The following is a 14,850-nucleotide window of genomic DNA, read 5'->3' on the forward strand; positions in this document are numbered from 1 at the left end:
CCGCTCCCTCGTAAGGAGTGCCCATGACCACCGCATCCGTGACCATCGATCCGGTCGCCCCCACGAGAACGCCACGCAGAGCACGCAACGGCCGCGGCATCCGCAGCCCTTACCCGTCGTGGTTCTACATTCCGGCGGGTGTGCTCTACCTCATCTTCTTCGCGCTGCCGACGTTCTCGTCGTTCTACTTCGCCCTCACCAGGTGGACGCTGTTCAGTCAGACGTTCATCGGCTTCGGCAACTTCGTTCAGTTCTTCCAGACACCGGCCCTGACCCAGGGTTTCGTCAACACATTCATCTACGGCTTCGTCACCTCGGCGGCGAAGGTGGTGATCGGTCTGGCGCTCGCGCTGCTGCTCACGGGTGCCACGTTCGGCAGGGGCTACCTCCGTGCCGTCGTGTTCTTCCCCGTGCTGGTCTCCACGGTCGGCGTCGGCCTGACCTTCAAAGCACTCCTCGACCCGTTCCACGGCGTTGTGAATCAGGTGCTGGGCTTCTTCCATCTGCCGCAACCCGGCTGGTACACCGACCCGCACCTGGCCCTGCTCACCGTCGCGGGAGTCGACATCTGGAAGGGCGTGGGAATCGCCACGCTCATCTTCATGGCGGGCATCGTGGCCATCCCGTCCGAGTACTTCGAGGCCGCGCGAGTGGATGGTGCCGGGGCGTGGAACGTGTTCCGCAACATCACCCTCCCGCTCGTGCGTCCCGCGATGGCGACCGTCATCATCCTCTCGCTCATCGGCGGTCTGCGTTCGTTCGACCTGATCTGGGCGATGACCAACGGGGGTCCCGGATTCTCCAGCGACGTGATCGCGTCGGTGATCTACAAGCAGTACCAGGCCGGCTTCTTCGGCCTCTCGACGGCGGGCAACGTCATCCTCTTCCTCGTCGTCACCGCGATCATGCTGCCCGTCCAATGGTTCCTCAACCGAAGGGAGGCGGACCTGTGACCGTCACCAGAGCCATCACCACCGCTCCGCGCGGCGAGCGCGGCCGTCTGCATCCGCCCCGGCGTCCCATGACCGCGCGCCGGTTCGCCAGGAAGTATCTTGTCGGAATCATCGCGATCCTCGTGTCGATCGTCGTGTTCCTGGTGCCGTTCATCTTCGTCGTTCTGCAAGCGGCGAAGGACCCGAAAGAGGCCGGGCTGATGGGGTTCAGCCTGCCGACGACGTGGCAGGTGGGGCAGAACTTCTTCGAGGTCATCCAGACGAACAACTACCAGCTGCTCGCCGCGTTCATCAACAGCTTCATCCTGACGATCGCGAGCGTGGCCATCATGGTCGTCTTCTCGGCGATGTGCGGATACCTGTTGCACCGCAGGAGGACGAGGCTGAATCCGCTCGTGAACTTCCTGGTGCTGGCGGGGCTGATCGTGCCGCCGGCGGTCGTTCCGACCATCTGGGTGCTGCAGGGCATCGGGATGTTCGACACGCTCCCCGGCATGATCCTGATCGAGGCGACGCTCGGGCTCTCGTTCTCGATCCTGCTGTTCCGCGCGTTCGTCGCCACAATCCCGAGAGAGCTCGACGAGGCGGCCATCATCGACGGCGCAGGACCGATGCGGTTGTTCTTCCAGGTCATCCTCCCGTTGCTGCGACCCGTGGTCGTCACGGTCGTGGTGGTGCAGGCCGTCGCCGTGTTCAACGACTTCACCGGTCCGCTGTACTTCCTGCCGAGCAGCGCGAACCCCACGGTGCAGCTGACGCTCTACAACTTCCAGAGTCAGGCGGTGAGTCAGTACAACCTGCTGTTCATGAACATCCTGCTCATCACGATCCCGCCGTTGATCATGTACATCTTCTTCAACCGTCAGATCGTGGCCGGCATGACGAGCGGTGCGGTGAAGGGATGACCGAGGCGTAGCGGACGGGCGCCGGGTCAGAAGTACTCGGCCGGCACCCCGCCGCGCAGCCAGCTGAGCTCGTTGTCCCTGATGAACGTCGAGAGCGTCTCATCGGAGGTGACGCCGTTGCCGAGCCACTCCATCAGCCGGTTCAGCAGGTCGGATCCGCTCTGCGTGCCCGGCTCCCGCACGGCGCGGTCCCACGCCTGGACGAAGCCGTCAGGGCTCGGCACGGACCGTACGAGCTTCGAGATGTATTTCGGGCCGGGCATGAGCACGTGCGCGGCGGCAAGTGCGGCACGGGCCGCTGCGAGCGTGAGATGCACGGAGGCGTGGCGCACGAGGAACTCGTCACCTCGCTCTGCTCCCTGCACGAGGAAGTAGCCGCCGTAGAGGCGCGCCTGCGCGACGTGCGATCGCACGCGCTCGTTCCATGCGGCATCCGGAAGCGCGGAGATGCGTGCCACGAGGTCGTCGAAGCCGGGCTCGACGGCGTATGCGACCCTGGCCCCGGCGAACGAGGCGCGGGTCGGGTCATCCCCTCGCTCGACCGCCGCGTGAAGATAGGCCGGGCTGGCCAACTTGATGTCGATGTACGAACCCGGGTAGTCGAGGCCGTGACGGTCGGTCCAGGCGAACCTGCCGGCATCCGTCTCGCGGGCGAAGCGCTCGTCGTTGACCACGAGGTAGAGGTCGACATCGGAGTCCTCGCGCTCGGAGCCCCTGGCGAGGGAGCCGACCAGGATGACGGCGAGCACGTCGGGATCGCGCCGCACGTCGTCGAGGTACGCGGCGAGTGCTCGGTCGTGGTGCTCCATGAGATCCCTTCGGCGATCACTCAGTAGCTGCGGGCGACGATCGCGAAGAGCTCGGCGAGTTCGTCGTCGCGGACGGGCACGCCGCCGTCTGCGGTCTGCAGGCAGCGAACGGTGACGGCGCTCGCTGCGAGCTGGTCTTCGCCGTGCTCGCCGAGGGTGGCATAGGGGATGCGCGCGAATCCGGTGGCGGCAGCAGCCGCGGCATCCGCGATGGATGCCACGTCGACAGTGTTGGCGTTCAGGCGCCGACGTCCCTGCTCGAGGAGTTCGTCCTGGATGGCGTCGAGTATTCCCGGCACGGCGGTTCTCAGCGCGTCGAGCGGGAGCACGGTCTTGCTCGGTTGGTCCCGTCGGGCGATCGTCGCCTGCTGCGCATCCAGGTCACGTGGTCCGACTTCGATGCGCACCGGAACGCCCTTCAGCTCCCAGTCGACGACGCGGCGGCCGAAGCCCGGCGTCGAACGCGCATCCAGCCGCGCTCGCACTCCGACTTCGGCCAGCTCATCGACGACCGCGGAGGCCGCGCCGACGGTGCGCTCGTCGTCTTTCACGGCGATGACGACGACCTGGATCGGCGCGATGCGCGGAGGAACCCGCAGACCGGCCTGGTCGCCGTGCGACATGATGAGGCCGCCCATCATGCGTGTGCTGGCACCCCAGGAGGTCGTCCAGCAGATCCGTTCCGTACCCGCGGCATCCGTATAGGTGATGTCGAAGGCGCGTGCGAAGTTCTGCCCGAGCTCGTGGCTGGTCGCCAGCTGGAGCGCCTTGCCGTCGCCCATCATGCCCTCGCATGTCATGGTGTTCACCGCTCCGGCGAACCGCTCGCGCGGACTCTTCACTCCGACGAGAACGGGGATGGCCAGCGTGTTCTGCAGGAAGTCGCGGTACACCTCCAAGTGGATGCGCCTGGCGTACTCCGCAGCATCCTCCGCCGTCGCGTGGGCTGTGTGCCCCTCCTGCCAGAGGAATTCCGTCGTACGGAGGAAGAGTCGCGGACGCAACTCCCAGCGCACCACGTTCGACCACTGGTTCAACAGCATGGGGAGGTCCCGGTGCGACTGCACCCACTTCGACATCAGCTCGCCGAACACCGTCTCACTGGTCGGGCGCACCACGACCGGCTCTGTGAGCTCCTTGCCTCCGGCGTGCGTGACGACGGCGAGTTCCGGGCTGAAGCCCTCGACGTGCTCGGCCTCGCGCTCGAGGTAGGACTGCGGGATGAACAGCGGCAGGTAGACGTTCTCGGCGCCGGTCGCCTTGATGCGGGCATCCACGTCGGCCTGCATGCGCTCCCAGATGGCGTACGCATACGGTCGGATGACCATCGTGCCGCGCACCGGACCGTTGTCGGCCAGCTGCGCCTTCTCGAGCACATCCTGATACCAACGAGGAAAGTCATCGCGCCACGACGCCAGAACGCCGGCCGCACCGCTAGTGGTCATCGCACCACGATATTGGTCTCAGGCGGCGGCGGCTCAGCCGGCCGTCGACTCGCGCACGACGAGCTCGGGCTGGTAGACGATCTGCTTCGGCTCGAAGCCCTCGCCGCGCTCCGCCTCGCCCAGCAGCAGGTCGACGGCGGTGTGACCGATCAGCGCGGCCGGCTGCCGCATCGAGCTCAGCGGAACCGTCGCGGCTGCGGCGAAGTCGATGTCGTCGTATCCGATGATCGCGAGGTCGTGCGGTGGACGCATCCCTGCGGCGATCGCGGCCTGCAGCACCCCGATCGAGACCAGGTCGTTCGCGGCGAGCACGGCATCCGGACGACGGGATGTCTCGCGCGCCAGCAGCGCGGCGCCCGCCTCCGCGCCCGCCCGCACCGTGAGCGTGGACGTCGGCACGTACTCGAGCGCCGCACCGGCACGCTCGGACGCCGCGATCCTCGCTCCGGAGAGACGGTCGGCGACCTGCCTGATCGAGTCGGGGCCGCCCACGAAGGCGATGCGCCTGCGGCCGGTCTCGATGAGGTGCTCTACCGCGGTGCGGCCGCCCGCGACGTCGTCCACCGCGACGGAGGAGAAGCTGCGGTCCGGCGCCTCGCGGTCGACGAGCACGACCGGGATGCCGCGATCGCGCGTCTTGCGCAGCCTCGGCAGGTCGTCGGCGACCGGGCTGATCAGCACCCCGTGCACACGCTGCTCCTCGAACAGGTCGAGGTAGGCGCCCTCGCGCGAGGTGGCCTCGTCGCTGTTGCCGAGCAGGATGGAGAATCCGTCTTCGGATGCCCGGCCCTCGGCGCCGCGGGCCACGTCGGTGAAGAACGGGTTGCCCACGTCGAGCACGATGAGGCCGATGCTTCTGCTGCGGCCAGCCCTCAGCTGGCGTGCCGCGTCGTTGCGCACGAATCCGAGGTCGGCGATCGCCGCGTTGACGCGTTCGACCGTGGACGCCGCGACGCGCTCCGGCCGGTTGAGCACGTTCGAGACGGTGCCCACCGAGACGCCCGCCGCGATCGCGACGTCGCGCACACTCACCATGAGAGACCTCCTGACGCCCGGTGAAGGTGCTCGCGGCCGCTTCGCCTGCTAGCCCGCCTTGGCCCGGTACGTGAAACGAATCATCTCACGTCGGCGCGCATGGCCAAGGAGATGGAACGCCGCTCCACTGTACGAGGTTGACCGCCCCAGCGAAATTGCGGTCCCGAAGTGTCGCTTCGACGGCATCCACCCGACAACTTCGGCCCGCAATTCGCGGGAGACGCGCGCCGGGCGGAGGCCCGGCACCTCCCGCAACACTCGGATAACGGCTGGGCGTCGAAGAGGCATGCCGGGTTGCGAGCGGGCAACGTTTGTGAAACGATTCAATGGCTCGCGAAAGGATTGCCGATGACGTCGACACAACGGGTGTGCTTCCGGCTGAAGGTGCGGCCGGAACTTCTTGACGAGTACCGCGCCCGGCACGCGAGCGTGTGGCCGGAGATGCTGCGCGAGATCGAGGCATCCGGTCGCCGTAACTACTCCCTGTTCCTGGCCGACGACGGCGAACTCGTCGGATACTTCGAGACAGACGACGCGGCGGCGAGCGAGCGCTATCTCGCACAGTCGGAGGTTGCGGCACGCTGGGAGGCGGACATGGCGCGCTTCTTCGTCGCGCTCGACGGGCGCGCTGACCAGGCATCCGAACAGCTTCCCGAGGTGTTCAATCTCGAGCAGCTGCTGCTCGCGGCTTCGCAGCCAGCAGAGATGCAGGCATCCGCTACAGAGACATCCGGCACAGGGACATCCGGCACAGACACATCCGAAGCACAGGCATCCGCCCCCGAAACGTCAGAACAGGCCCACGGCGTCGTGGGCGAGGCACGAAAGGCAACCACATGACCATCTCGTCAGACACGCTCGATCTGCTCGGCCGCCAGGCGATCGAGCTGCCGAGCTGGGCGTTCGGCAACTCCGGCACACGGTTCAAGGTGTTCGGTTCGCCCGGCACGCCGCGGGACCCGTTCGAGAAGATCTCGGATGCCGCCCAGGTGCACAAGTACACAGGCCTGGCTCCCAGCGTGGCGCTGCACATTCCGTGGGACAAGGTGCCGTCGTACTCCGATCTGAAGAAGCACGCCGAAGACAACGGCGTCACCCTCGGCACGATCAATTCGAACACGTTCCAGGACGACGACTACAAGCTGGGATCGGTCACGCACTCCGACCCGCGCATCCGGCAGAAGGCGATCGATCACCATTTCGAGTGCATCGACATCATGAACGAGACCGGCAGCCGGGACCTCAAGATCTGGCTGGCGGATGGCACGAACTATCCGGGTCAGGATGACATGCGCGCCCGTCAGGATCGCCTGCACGACTCGCTGTCGAAGATCTACGCTTCGCTCGGCGACGGACAGCGCCTCGTGCTGGAGTACAAGTTCTTCGAGCCCGCGTTCTACCACACCGACGTGCCGGACTGGGGCACCTCCTACGCCCAGGTGAGCGCGCTCGGGGACCGTGCCGTCGTCTGTCTCGACACCGGGCACCACGCGCCGGGCACCAACATCGAGTTCATCGTGATGCAGCTGCTGCGCCTCGGAAAGCTCGGCTCGTTCGACTTCAACTCGCGGTTCTACGCCGACGACGACCTGATCGTGGGAGCGGCGGATCCGTTCCAGCTGTTCCGCATCATCCTCGAGGTGATCCGCGGCGGCGGGTACGCGAACCCCGACGTGGCGTTCATGCTCGACCAGTGCCACAACATCGAGAAGAAGATCCCCGGTCAGATCCGCTCCGTGCTCAACGTGCAGGAGATGACCGCCCGCGCCCTGCTCGTCGACCGGGATGCCCTCACCGCCGCGCAGAACGCCGGCGACGTGCTGGCGGCCAACGGCATCGTGATGGATGCCTTCTACACGGATGTCCGCCCCGACCTCGCCGACTGGCGGGAGTCTCGCGGACTGCCGCGCGATCCGAGCGCAGCGTATGAGGCATCCGGCTACCAGCAGCGCATCGAGGACGAGCGCGTCGGCGGCACCCAGGCGGGATGGGGCGCGTGAGTTCCGTGCCGACCGAGGTGCAGGCATCCGGAGCGGAGCAGGCATCCGAAGTTCACGTGGACGACCGCGCGATCGAGGGCCCGCACGGCCCGCTACGGGTGCGCGTGTACCGACCGCAAGAGCCGGCCGGGCCCGGCCTCGTGTGGCTGCACGGCGGCGGGTTCTTCGCCGGCGACCTCGACATGCCGGAGGGCGACTGGGTCGCGCGCGAGTTCGCTCGGCGAGGGATCACCGTGGTCTCGGTCGACTACCGGCTGGCGCCGACTCCCGAGGAGTTCGCGTCGCCGCCGGAGAAGCCGGCGACGACGGAGGGTGTGCGTTATCCGGTGCCGGTCGATGAGGTCGTGTTCGCCTTCCGCTGGGCGGTGGAGTCTGGTCTCGCCGACGGGCCGTGGGCACTCGGCGGAGCGAGCGCCGGCGGCAACATCGCCACGGGCTCGACGCTGCGGCTCGTGCACGAGGGCGGCCCCGTGCCGGCCCTGGCGGTGCTCGCGTACCCGACGCTGCTGGCCGTGCAGCCGCATCCGGATGCCGACCTGCGCGCCGCCCTCGACGCCGACCCGGATGCCGACCGGTTCGGCCCGAGCGCCGTCTCGCGCATGTACCAGAACTACCTCGGTGCGCCGCTGGACGCCGCACCCGCCGACGACCTGCCCGTCTACGCGGTTCCCGGTACGGCGACCACCGAGCAGCTGAAATCCTTCCCGCCCGTGATCATGATCAACGGCGAGATCGACGAGCTCCGGGTCTCGGGAGAGGCCTTCGCCGCCTCTCTCCGGGCGGCGGGTGTCGAGATCGACGTCTCGACCGAGCCTGGTACCGGGCACGGCCACCTGAACCGTCCGGAGGAAGCGGCGGCATCCGCTTCCCTCGAGCGCTTCGCTGCGCGCATCCTGGCGCTGAAGACATCCGACTGACCTCGCCGGCGGCATCCCGGCAAGGCCGGCCGTCGGCATCGACACCTCCAGTGGAGTACACCATGACGAACCAAGCCGTCGCTGACCTGATCGCGCGGAGCAACCGGCTGGGCGCCGACCCACGGAACACGAACTATGCGGGCGGGAACACATCCGCGAAGGGCACCGAGACCGACCCCGTGACGGGTGTGCAGGTCGAGCTGTTGTGGGTGAAGGGCTCCGGCGGTGACCTCGGCACCCTGACCGAGAAGGGTCTGGCGGTGCTGCGCCTGGACCGGGTGCGTTCGCTGCAGAACGTGTACCCGGGGGTGGAGCGCGAGGACGAGATGGTCGCCGCGTTCGACTACTGCCTGCACGGCAGGGGCGGTGCCGCCCCGTCGATCGACACGGCGATGCACGCCCTGGTGGATGCCGCACACGTCGACCACCTGCACCCGGACTCGGGCATCGCGTTTGCGACAGCGGCCGACGGTGAGCAGCTGACGAAGGATGCCTTCGGCGGCCGCGTGGTGTGGGTTCCGTGGCGTCGGCCGGGCTTCCAGCTCGGGGTGGACATCGCCGCGGTGAAGCGCGACAACCCGGACGCGATCGGCTGCATCCTCGGTGGGCACGGGATCACGGCGTGGGGCGCCACGTCCGAGGAGGCGGAGGCGAACTCACTGTGGATCATCCGCACCGCTGCCGACTACATCGCCGAGCACGGGCGTCCTGAGCCGTTCGGTGGCGTGCGCGCCGGGTTCGAGACGCTGCCGGATGCCGAGCGCAGGGCGCGCGCTGCGGCGCTGGCTCCCACGATCCGCGGGCTGGCATCCCACGACAAGCCGATGGTGGGGCACTTCACGGACTCCGAGGTGGTGCTGGACTTTCTGGCATCCGAGAAGGCGCCGGCACTGGCGGAACTCGGCACCAGCTGCCCGGACCACTTCCTGCGCACCAAGGTGAAGCCGATGCTGCTGGACCTGCCGGCGACGGCATCCGTTCAGGAGCAGGTCGCCCGGCTGAAGGAGTTGCACGAGCAGTATCGCGCGGACTACCAGGCGTACTACGACGCGTACGCGACCGCCGACAGCCCGGCCATCCGCGGGGCCGATCCGCTCATCGTGCTCGTGCCCGGCGTCGGCATGTTCAGCTTCGGCGCGAACAAGCAGACGGCGCGCGTGGCCGGCGAGTTCTACGTGAACGCGATCAATGTGATGCGCGGTGCCGAGGCACTCTCGACGTACTCACCCATCCCGGACTCGGAGAAGTTCCGCATCGAGTACTGGGCGCTGGAGGAGGCCAAGCTGCAGCGCATGCCGAAGCCGAAGACCCACCAGGGGCGGATCGCGTTCGTCACCGGTGCGGCATCCGGCATCGGCAAGGCGATCGCCACCCGGCTGGCTGCCGAGGGCGCGTGCGTCGTCGTGGCCGACCTCGACCTGGAGAAGGCGCAGGCCGTCGCCGCCGAACTGGGAAACAGTGATGTCGCGATCGGCGTGGCCGCGAACGTCGCGGACGCCGACGGGGTGCAAGCGGCGATCGACGCCACCGTGCTCGCGTTCGGCGGCATCGACCTCGTGGTGAACAACGCAGGCCTGTCGCTGTCGAAGCCGCTGCTGGAGACCACCGAGAAGGACTGGGACCTGCAGCACGACGTGATGGCCAAGGGGTCGTTCCTGGTGTCGAAGGCAGCGGCATCCGCGCTCATCGCGCAGGGAATGGGGGGCGACATCGTCTACATCTCCTCGAAGAACAGCGTGTTCGCCGGGCCGAACAACATCGCTTACTCGGCCACCAAGGCCGACCAGGCGCACCAGGTGCGGCTGCTCGCCGTCGAGCTCGGCGAGCACGGGGTGCGCGTGAACGGGATCAACCCCGACGGCGTGGTGCGGGGTTCCGGCATCTTCGCCTCGGGCTGGGGCGCCAACCGGGCAGCGACGTATGGCGTGAAGGAAGAGGATCTCGGCCAGTTCTACGCCAACCGCACGATTCTCAAGCGCGAGGTCGTGCCCGAGAACGTCGCGGACGCCGTCTACGTGCTCACCGGCCCGGAGCTCAGCCGCACCACCGGGCTGCACATCCCCGTCGACTCGGGCGTCGCGGCCGCCTTTCTGCGATGACCACTGACGGCACGCTCGTCGTCGCGGTCGACCTCGGCGCGACAAGTGGACGCGTCATCCTCGCCAGAGTGTCGGGCGGTGACTCGCCCGTGCTCGAGTTCGAGGAGGTGGCACGGTTCCCGAACGAGCCCGTGCAGCGCGAGGACGGCCTGCACTGGGACATCGCCGCACTGCGCGAGGCCGTGCTGAGCGGACTGACGGATGCCCGTGCCGTCGCCGAGCGCGCCGGCGAGCGCATCGCGTCGATCGGCATCGACTCGTGGGCCGTCGACTACGGCGTGCTGCGGGGCGGGGAGCTCGTGGCCGAGCCGTTCCACTACCGGGATTCGCGCACCGCCCGTGGCGTCGAGCGAGTGCACGCGATCGTGCCGTTCGAGGAGCTGTATGCGCGCAACGGGCTGCAGTTCCTTCCGTTCAATACGGTGTACCAATTCGCGGTGGACCCGCTGGTGAACGAGTATGCCGATCCCGGCATACTCGCGTCGGAGGGTCCAGGCGACGGCATCCTGCTGGTCCCCGACCTGTTCGCCTACTGGCTCACCGGAGTCCGTGCGGCGGAGGAGACGAACGCGTCGACGACGGGCCTGGTGCCCGCCGCCTCGCCTGAGCCGCGGTGGGATGCCGAGCTTGCGGAACGCGTCGGCGTGCCCGTGGGCATCCTGCCGCCGCTCGTACGGCCGGGAGACGTGATCGGCACGCTGAGCGCCGAGGCTGCGGAACGCACCGGGCTTCCACGATCGACCCCGGTGGTCGCGGTCGGCTCGCACGACACCGCCTCCGCCGTGGTCGGAACGCCGCTCGAGGCGGAGGGGTCGGTCTTCGTGTCGTGCGGCACTTGGGGCCTCGTCGGCGTGGAGTCGCCGACGCCCGTACTGACGGCGGATGCCCGCGACTCCGGCTTCACGAACGAGCGCGGCGTCGACGGTACGACCAGGCTCCTGCACAACGTGATGGGCCTCTGGGTGCTCAACGAGTGCGTGCGCGCGTGGCGCGATCGGGGCTCGGGCTCGATCGCTGAGCTGGCCGAGTTGCTGGATGCCGCGTCCGCCTCCGACGTGCCGTTCACGGTGTTCGACATCGACGATCCGCGGCTCCTGCCGCCCGGCGACATGCCGGCTCGGGTCGAGGAGCTGTGCCGCGAGGCAGGCGGCCCCGTCCCGGGCAGCGGGCCAGAGTTCGTGCGCAGCATAGTGGAGTCGCTGGCGGACGCGTTCGCGCGGGCGGCGGCGCAGGCATCCTCTCTCGCGGGCAATCCCCTGGCATCGATCAACATCGTTGGCGGCGGCGCGCGCAACGCCCTGCTGTGTCAGGCGACGGCTGACCGGTCCGGGGTGCCGGTGATCGCCGGCCCCGTGGAGGCGACCGCGATCGGCAATGTGCTCGTGCAGGCCCGGGCGGCGGGCGCGATCACCGGCGGCCTCGCGGAGTTGCGCGCGCTCGTCACCGCGACGCAGCCCACCACCCGGTACGAGCCCCGCTGAACACACCAACACACGCATGCACATGCTAATGTATGTGCATGCCAACCTTGGAACGCCGTGTGCAGGTGCTTTTCGATCCTGCGCAATACGCTGCCCTCGAGGCCGAGGCCGCGACGGAGCACCGAAGCGTTGGAGCGCTGATACGTGAAGCGGTGGACGATCGGCTCGCCCGGCGTAAGAGCGATGCGCGAGCTGCCCTGGACCGGCTCTTCTCGAGCGGCGACGAAGCACCCGGGCACGGTCCCATCGATTGGGCCGCAGAGAAGGACGCCTTCGACGAGCGCAGCAGTAGGTCGTGAACCCTCCCGCGAGCCCCATGGAGAACGCCGTTCTCGTCGACGCGGCGGTCGTCGCCTACGCACTCGGTGACTCGGCTCTCGAGCGGGATGCGTGCCGACGGTTCCTCGTGCAGATCACGACCGGGCCGAACCGCGCGTACGCGAGCGTGGAGATGATCCAGGAGGTCGTGCACCACCGACTGCGCCGGACGGGAGATCGCACCCGTGCAGTACGCGAAGGCAAGGAAGCGTGTGCAGCGTTCACTCTCCTCGCCTTCGACCGCGAGATACTCGACCTCTCGCTCGAGCTGATCGAGAAGCTGCCCACGATCCGCGGCCGCGACGCAGTTCACGCCGCGACCGCGATCGCTTACGGCATCGAGACGGTCGCGTCGCCCGACTCGGCGTTCGACGATCTGCCGGGCGTCCGTCGCCTCGATCCGCTCAAGGACCTGTGACCCCGCCCTCTTCGAGCCCGTGCGGCGGGCAGGATCACCGGCGGCCTCGCGGAGCTACACGCGCTCGTCACCGCGACGCAGCCCACCACCCGGGACGAGCCCCGCTGAGTGGCGCGCGGATCAGCGCCGCTCGCGCGCTTCGTACGCCGCTGCCTGGTGCTGCACTGCGCGTACGACGCTCATGTCGAACTTCGGACGGCGATCGAAGTCGTAGAGCCCGTTCTGCTCCTGGAAAGTGTCGGTGAGCTGCGTGTAGCAGTAGCCGAACATGCCGGCGTTCTCGCGGAGCACGCTCACCAGCCCGGCGAACCGCTCGTGGAATTCCTGAACGTCGCGAACCCGCTGCCCGTAGCCCCATGAATCTCGTCCGTCGTCGTTCCTGGCGAGCTCGGCGTTCCACCAGATGCCTCCGAACTCGGAGACGAAGAAGGGCTGCCCGGCGTAGGGAATCGAGATCGTCCGGCCATCCTCCGTGTTCGCGAACGGACGGCCCGCCGACAGACCGCCCTGCTGCTGGGCGAAGGCGACCGGGTCCTGCTCATAGGAGTGGGCATCCCACACGTCGGTCTCGGGAACCCGGTGCGAGTATCCGGAAGCGTCGATGACCGGCCGGGTCGGGTCGGCCAGCTTCGTCGCAAGGAACATTCCCCGCGTCACGTCGTCGAGGACCGTGATGCGATCGTGCAGGGTCTGATGCGTCTCGTTCAGCGGGCACCAGCCGATGATCGCGGGATGGTTCACATCGCGTTCGAGTGCCTCGAGCCACTGGGTCACGAATGAAGCCGTCGGGCCCTGATTGTGGCCGATCGCTCCCGCCCCCGAGACACCCCAGTCGCCGAACTCGCCCCAGACGAGATAGCCGAGCCTGTCGGCGTGGTACAGATAGCGCTCCTCGAAGACTTTCTGGTGCAGGCGAGCACCGTTGAACCCTGCGTCCAGGCTGAGCTGGATATCGCGCACGAGAGCTTGGTCGTCAGGTGCCGTCATCAGCGACTCGGGCCAATAGCCCTGGTCGAGCACGAGCCGCTGGAAGACGTGTTCGCCATTGATGAGCACGGCATCGCCGTCGATGGCGACACTCCGCAGGCCGGCGTACGAGCTCACGTGATCCGTGATCCTGCCCGTGCCGTCGACGATCTCGATCTCGACGCCGTAGAGGAACGGATGCGTCGGCCCCCAGAGATGAACGTCGGCTTCGTCGAGTTGCAGCAGCGCCGGGCTCGACATGGCGGTGTCCAGTCGCACGGTCGTCGTCGCCACCATGACACCGTCGGCCAGCAGCCGGACGGTCGCGGACGCACCGAGCGAATTGCGGCTCGGCACCAGTGCGCACGCGAACGAGCTGGAGCCGACATCGGGGGTGATCTTCACCCGACGAAGATGGAGCGGATCCACCGCCTCCGCCCATACTGTCTGCCAGATGCCGGTAGTGCGGGTGTAGTAGCAGTCCGTATTGCCGTACCACGTGGACTGCTTGCCTCCCGCCTTGGGCTCATTTCGGAGGTCGCGGGCGCGAACGACGATCGTGAGCTCGTCCCCCGCCGCGAGTTCGCCGAGTCCCGCCTGGAACGGCGTGAAACCGCCTCGGTGGCGCACTGCTTCCACGCCGTCTACCCACACGGTGGCGTCGTGGTCGACGGCACCGAAGTGCAGAACGCCGTCCAATCCATCCCACTCGTCTGGAACCGTGAACCGCGTGCGATACCAGACGGCATCCATGAAGTCGGTGTTGCCGACTCCTGAGGCCGAGGATTCGGGCGCGAAGGGAACGAGGATGCTGCCGGCGAGCTCTCGGTGCAGCAGCCCTCGTTCCAGGCCGCTGTCGCCGGCATCGATCTCGAACTCCCATGCTCCGTTGAGGTTGATCCAGCCGTCACGGACGAACTGCGGCCGGGGATACTCCGACCTCGGCTGCGGCAGCTCACCGTCTCGGCCGGATGGCAGCGGGGCGGGAAAGGAGAGAGGACTTGTCATGTGCGTCTTGTTCCGATGGGTCGTGGTCGGGTGGTAGCTCGGCATGCGACGCGGCGGGCACCGGATCGGTAACCCGCCGCGTCGCGCTCGCGCCTACTTCGCGGCTGCGAGTTCCTTCTTGAGTTGCGCGATGTACTGATTCGCGCCGGCCTCCGGCGTCGTCTTGCCGAACTGCACGTTCTGCCAGATCTGGGAGAGAAGGGCATCGGCATCCTGCCCGCCGACCGGGGTGACCGGGGCAGGGGTGCCGGCCTCGGCGGTCACCTGTTTGATGTAGTTCATCACGATCTTGTCCGAACCGTTCAGGTCGGGCGCGATCACCTTCTGGAACTCCGGATTGGCGGGCATGCCCCGCTCGGCCCCGAACAGCTTGCCGACATCGGTGTTCGTCGTCAGGAAGTCGACGAGCTCCGCTGCTTCCGCCGGATGCTTCGACCTGCTCGAGATCGCCCAGTACATCGACGACTTCAGGTACTGCCATCCCTTCTTCGCATTG

Annotated in this window: 13 protein-coding genes and 1 pseudogene; 9 read left to right on the forward strand and 5 right to left on the reverse strand. The window is 67.8% G+C overall.

What is annotated here, in order from left to right:
• The first annotated feature begins 23 nt into the window (after nt 1-23).
• Both ACTHNC_RS13645 and ACTHNC_RS13650 read left to right on the forward strand, forming a co-directional pair.
• Nucleotides 24-953, forward strand: coding sequence for a carbohydrate ABC transporter permease (locus tag ACTHNC_RS13645; RefSeq protein WP_440295155.1), 930 nt, complete (start codon nt 24-26; stop codon nt 951-953).
• On the forward strand, nt 950-1,858 hold the full coding sequence (locus ACTHNC_RS13650) for a carbohydrate ABC transporter permease (RefSeq protein WP_440295156.1): 909 nt from the start codon (nt 950-952) through the stop codon (nt 1,856-1,858). Before ACTHNC_RS13645 ends, ACTHNC_RS13650 begins: the two co-directional genes overlap by 4 nt.
• Nucleotides 1,859-1,884: 26 nt before the next feature.
• Here ACTHNC_RS13650 and ACTHNC_RS13655 read toward each other — a convergent pair whose 3' ends face one another.
• The 3 genes from ACTHNC_RS13655 to ACTHNC_RS13665 are packed head-to-tail and all read right to left on the reverse strand — an operon-like array spanning nt 1,885 to nt 5,147.
• A complete protein-coding gene (locus ACTHNC_RS13655; protein WP_440295157.1) occupies nt 1,885-2,667 on the reverse strand; it encodes a nucleotidyltransferase domain-containing protein in 783 nt (260 codons plus the stop codon).
• Between the two features lie 20 nt (nt 2,668-2,687).
• On the reverse strand, nt 2,688-4,112 hold the full coding sequence (proS, locus tag ACTHNC_RS13660) for a proline--tRNA ligase (protein ID WP_440295158.1): 1,425 nt from the start codon (nt 4,110-4,112) through the stop codon (nt 2,688-2,690).
• 33 nt (nt 4,113-4,145) lie between these two features.
• Nucleotides 4,146-5,147, reverse strand: a complete 1,002-nt coding sequence (locus ACTHNC_RS13665) for a LacI family DNA-binding transcriptional regulator (RefSeq protein ID WP_440295159.1) — start codon at nt 5,145-5,147, stop codon at nt 4,146-4,148.
• A 348-nt stretch (nt 5,148-5,495) separates the two neighbouring features.
• Between ACTHNC_RS13665 and ACTHNC_RS13670 the strand changes: the two genes are divergently transcribed.
• The 7 genes from ACTHNC_RS13670 to ACTHNC_RS13700 all read left to right on the forward strand — a co-directional run bounded on the left by ACTHNC_RS13670 (nt 5,496) and on the right by ACTHNC_RS13700 (nt 12,380).
• Nucleotides 5,496-5,987 carry an L-rhamnose mutarotase gene (locus ACTHNC_RS13670; RefSeq protein ID WP_440295160.1) on the forward strand — a complete coding sequence of 164 codons (492 nt, stop codon included), beginning with the start codon at nt 5,496-5,498 and terminating at the stop codon, nt 5,985-5,987.
• Nucleotides 5,984-7,147: an L-rhamnose isomerase gene (rhaI, locus tag ACTHNC_RS13675; RefSeq protein WP_440295161.1), complete on the forward strand. Its 1,164-nt coding sequence runs from the start codon at nt 5,984-5,986 to the stop codon at nt 7,145-7,147. The genes ACTHNC_RS13670 and rhaI overlap by 4 nt, the downstream gene beginning before the upstream one ends.
• Nucleotides 7,144-8,064, forward strand: a complete 921-nt coding sequence (locus tag ACTHNC_RS13680) for an alpha/beta hydrolase (RefSeq protein WP_440295162.1) — start codon at nt 7,144-7,146, stop codon at nt 8,062-8,064. Before rhaI ends, ACTHNC_RS13680 begins: the two co-directional genes overlap by 4 nt.
• A 62-nt stretch (nt 8,065-8,126) precedes the next feature.
• Nucleotides 8,127-10,163: a bifunctional aldolase/short-chain dehydrogenase gene (locus ACTHNC_RS13685; RefSeq protein WP_440295163.1), complete on the forward strand. Its 2,037-nt coding sequence runs from the start codon at nt 8,127-8,129 to the stop codon at nt 10,161-10,163.
• Nucleotides 10,160-11,644 carry a rhamnulokinase gene (locus ACTHNC_RS13690; protein WP_440295164.1) on the forward strand — a complete coding sequence of 495 codons (1,485 nt, stop codon included), beginning with the start codon at nt 10,160-10,162 and terminating at the stop codon, nt 11,642-11,644. Before ACTHNC_RS13685 ends, ACTHNC_RS13690 begins: the two co-directional genes overlap by 4 nt.
• 38 nt (nt 11,645-11,682) lie before the next feature.
• Nucleotides 11,683-11,943, forward strand: coding sequence for a ribbon-helix-helix protein, CopG family (locus tag ACTHNC_RS13695; protein ID WP_440295165.1), 261 nt, complete (start codon nt 11,683-11,685; stop codon nt 11,941-11,943).
• Nucleotides 11,940-12,380, forward strand: coding sequence for a type II toxin-antitoxin system VapC family toxin (locus ACTHNC_RS13700; protein WP_440295166.1), 441 nt, complete (start codon nt 11,940-11,942; stop codon nt 12,378-12,380). Before ACTHNC_RS13695 ends, ACTHNC_RS13700 begins: the two co-directional genes overlap by 4 nt.
• A gap of 120 nt (nt 12,381-12,500) precedes the next feature.
• On the opposite strand, the gene ACTHNC_RS13705 is transcribed toward ACTHNC_RS13700, so the two are convergent.
• Nucleotides 12,501-14,354 carry a glycoside hydrolase family 2 protein gene (locus tag ACTHNC_RS13705; RefSeq protein ID WP_440295167.1) on the reverse strand — a complete coding sequence of 618 codons (1,854 nt, stop codon included), beginning with the start codon at nt 14,352-14,354 and terminating at the stop codon, nt 12,501-12,503.
• Nucleotides 14,355-14,447: 93 nt separating this feature from the next.
• A pseudogene (locus tag ACTHNC_RS13710) lies at nt 14,448-14,850 on the reverse strand (hypothetical protein); the annotation flags it as partial.

The organism is Humibacter sp., assembly GCF_051954055.1.
Classification (GTDB): domain Bacteria; phylum Actinomycetota; class Actinomycetes; order Actinomycetales; family Microbacteriaceae; genus Humibacter.

Excerpts from the sequence above, each read along its gene's own strand:
- ACTHNC_RS13695 (WP_440295165.1), top strand. The coding sequence starts at position 11,683 with ATGCCAACCTTGGAACGCCGTGTGCAGGTGCTTTTCGATCCTGCGCAA.
- ACTHNC_RS13690 (WP_440295164.1), top strand. The coding sequence starts at position 10,160 with ATGACCACTGACGGCACGCTCGTCGTCGCGGTCGACCTCGGCGCGACA.
- rhaI (WP_440295161.1), top strand. The coding sequence starts at position 5,984 with ATGACCATCTCGTCAGACACGCTCGATCTGCTCGGCCGCCAGGCGATC.
- ACTHNC_RS13685 (WP_440295163.1), top strand. The coding sequence starts at position 8,127 with ATGACGAACCAAGCCGTCGCTGACCTGATCGCGCGGAGCAACCGGCTG.
- ACTHNC_RS13705 (WP_440295167.1), bottom strand. The coding sequence starts at position 14,354 with ATGACAAGTCCTCTCTCCTTTCCCGCCCCGCTGCCATCCGGCCGAGAC.
- proS (WP_440295158.1), bottom strand. The coding sequence starts at position 4,112 with ATGACCACTAGCGGTGCGGCCGGCGTTCTGGCGTCGTGGCGCGATGAC.
- ACTHNC_RS13655 (WP_440295157.1), bottom strand. The coding sequence starts at position 2,667 with ATGGAGCACCACGACCGAGCACTCGCCGCGTACCTCGACGACGTGCGG.
- ACTHNC_RS13670 (WP_440295160.1), top strand. The coding sequence starts at position 5,496 with ATGACGTCGACACAACGGGTGTGCTTCCGGCTGAAGGTGCGGCCGGAA.
- ACTHNC_RS13665 (WP_440295159.1), bottom strand. The coding sequence starts at position 5,147 with ATGGTGAGTGTGCGCGACGTCGCGATCGCGGCGGGCGTCTCGGTGGGC.
- ACTHNC_RS13645 (WP_440295155.1), top strand. The coding sequence starts at position 24 with ATGACCACCGCATCCGTGACCATCGATCCGGTCGCCCCCACGAGAACG.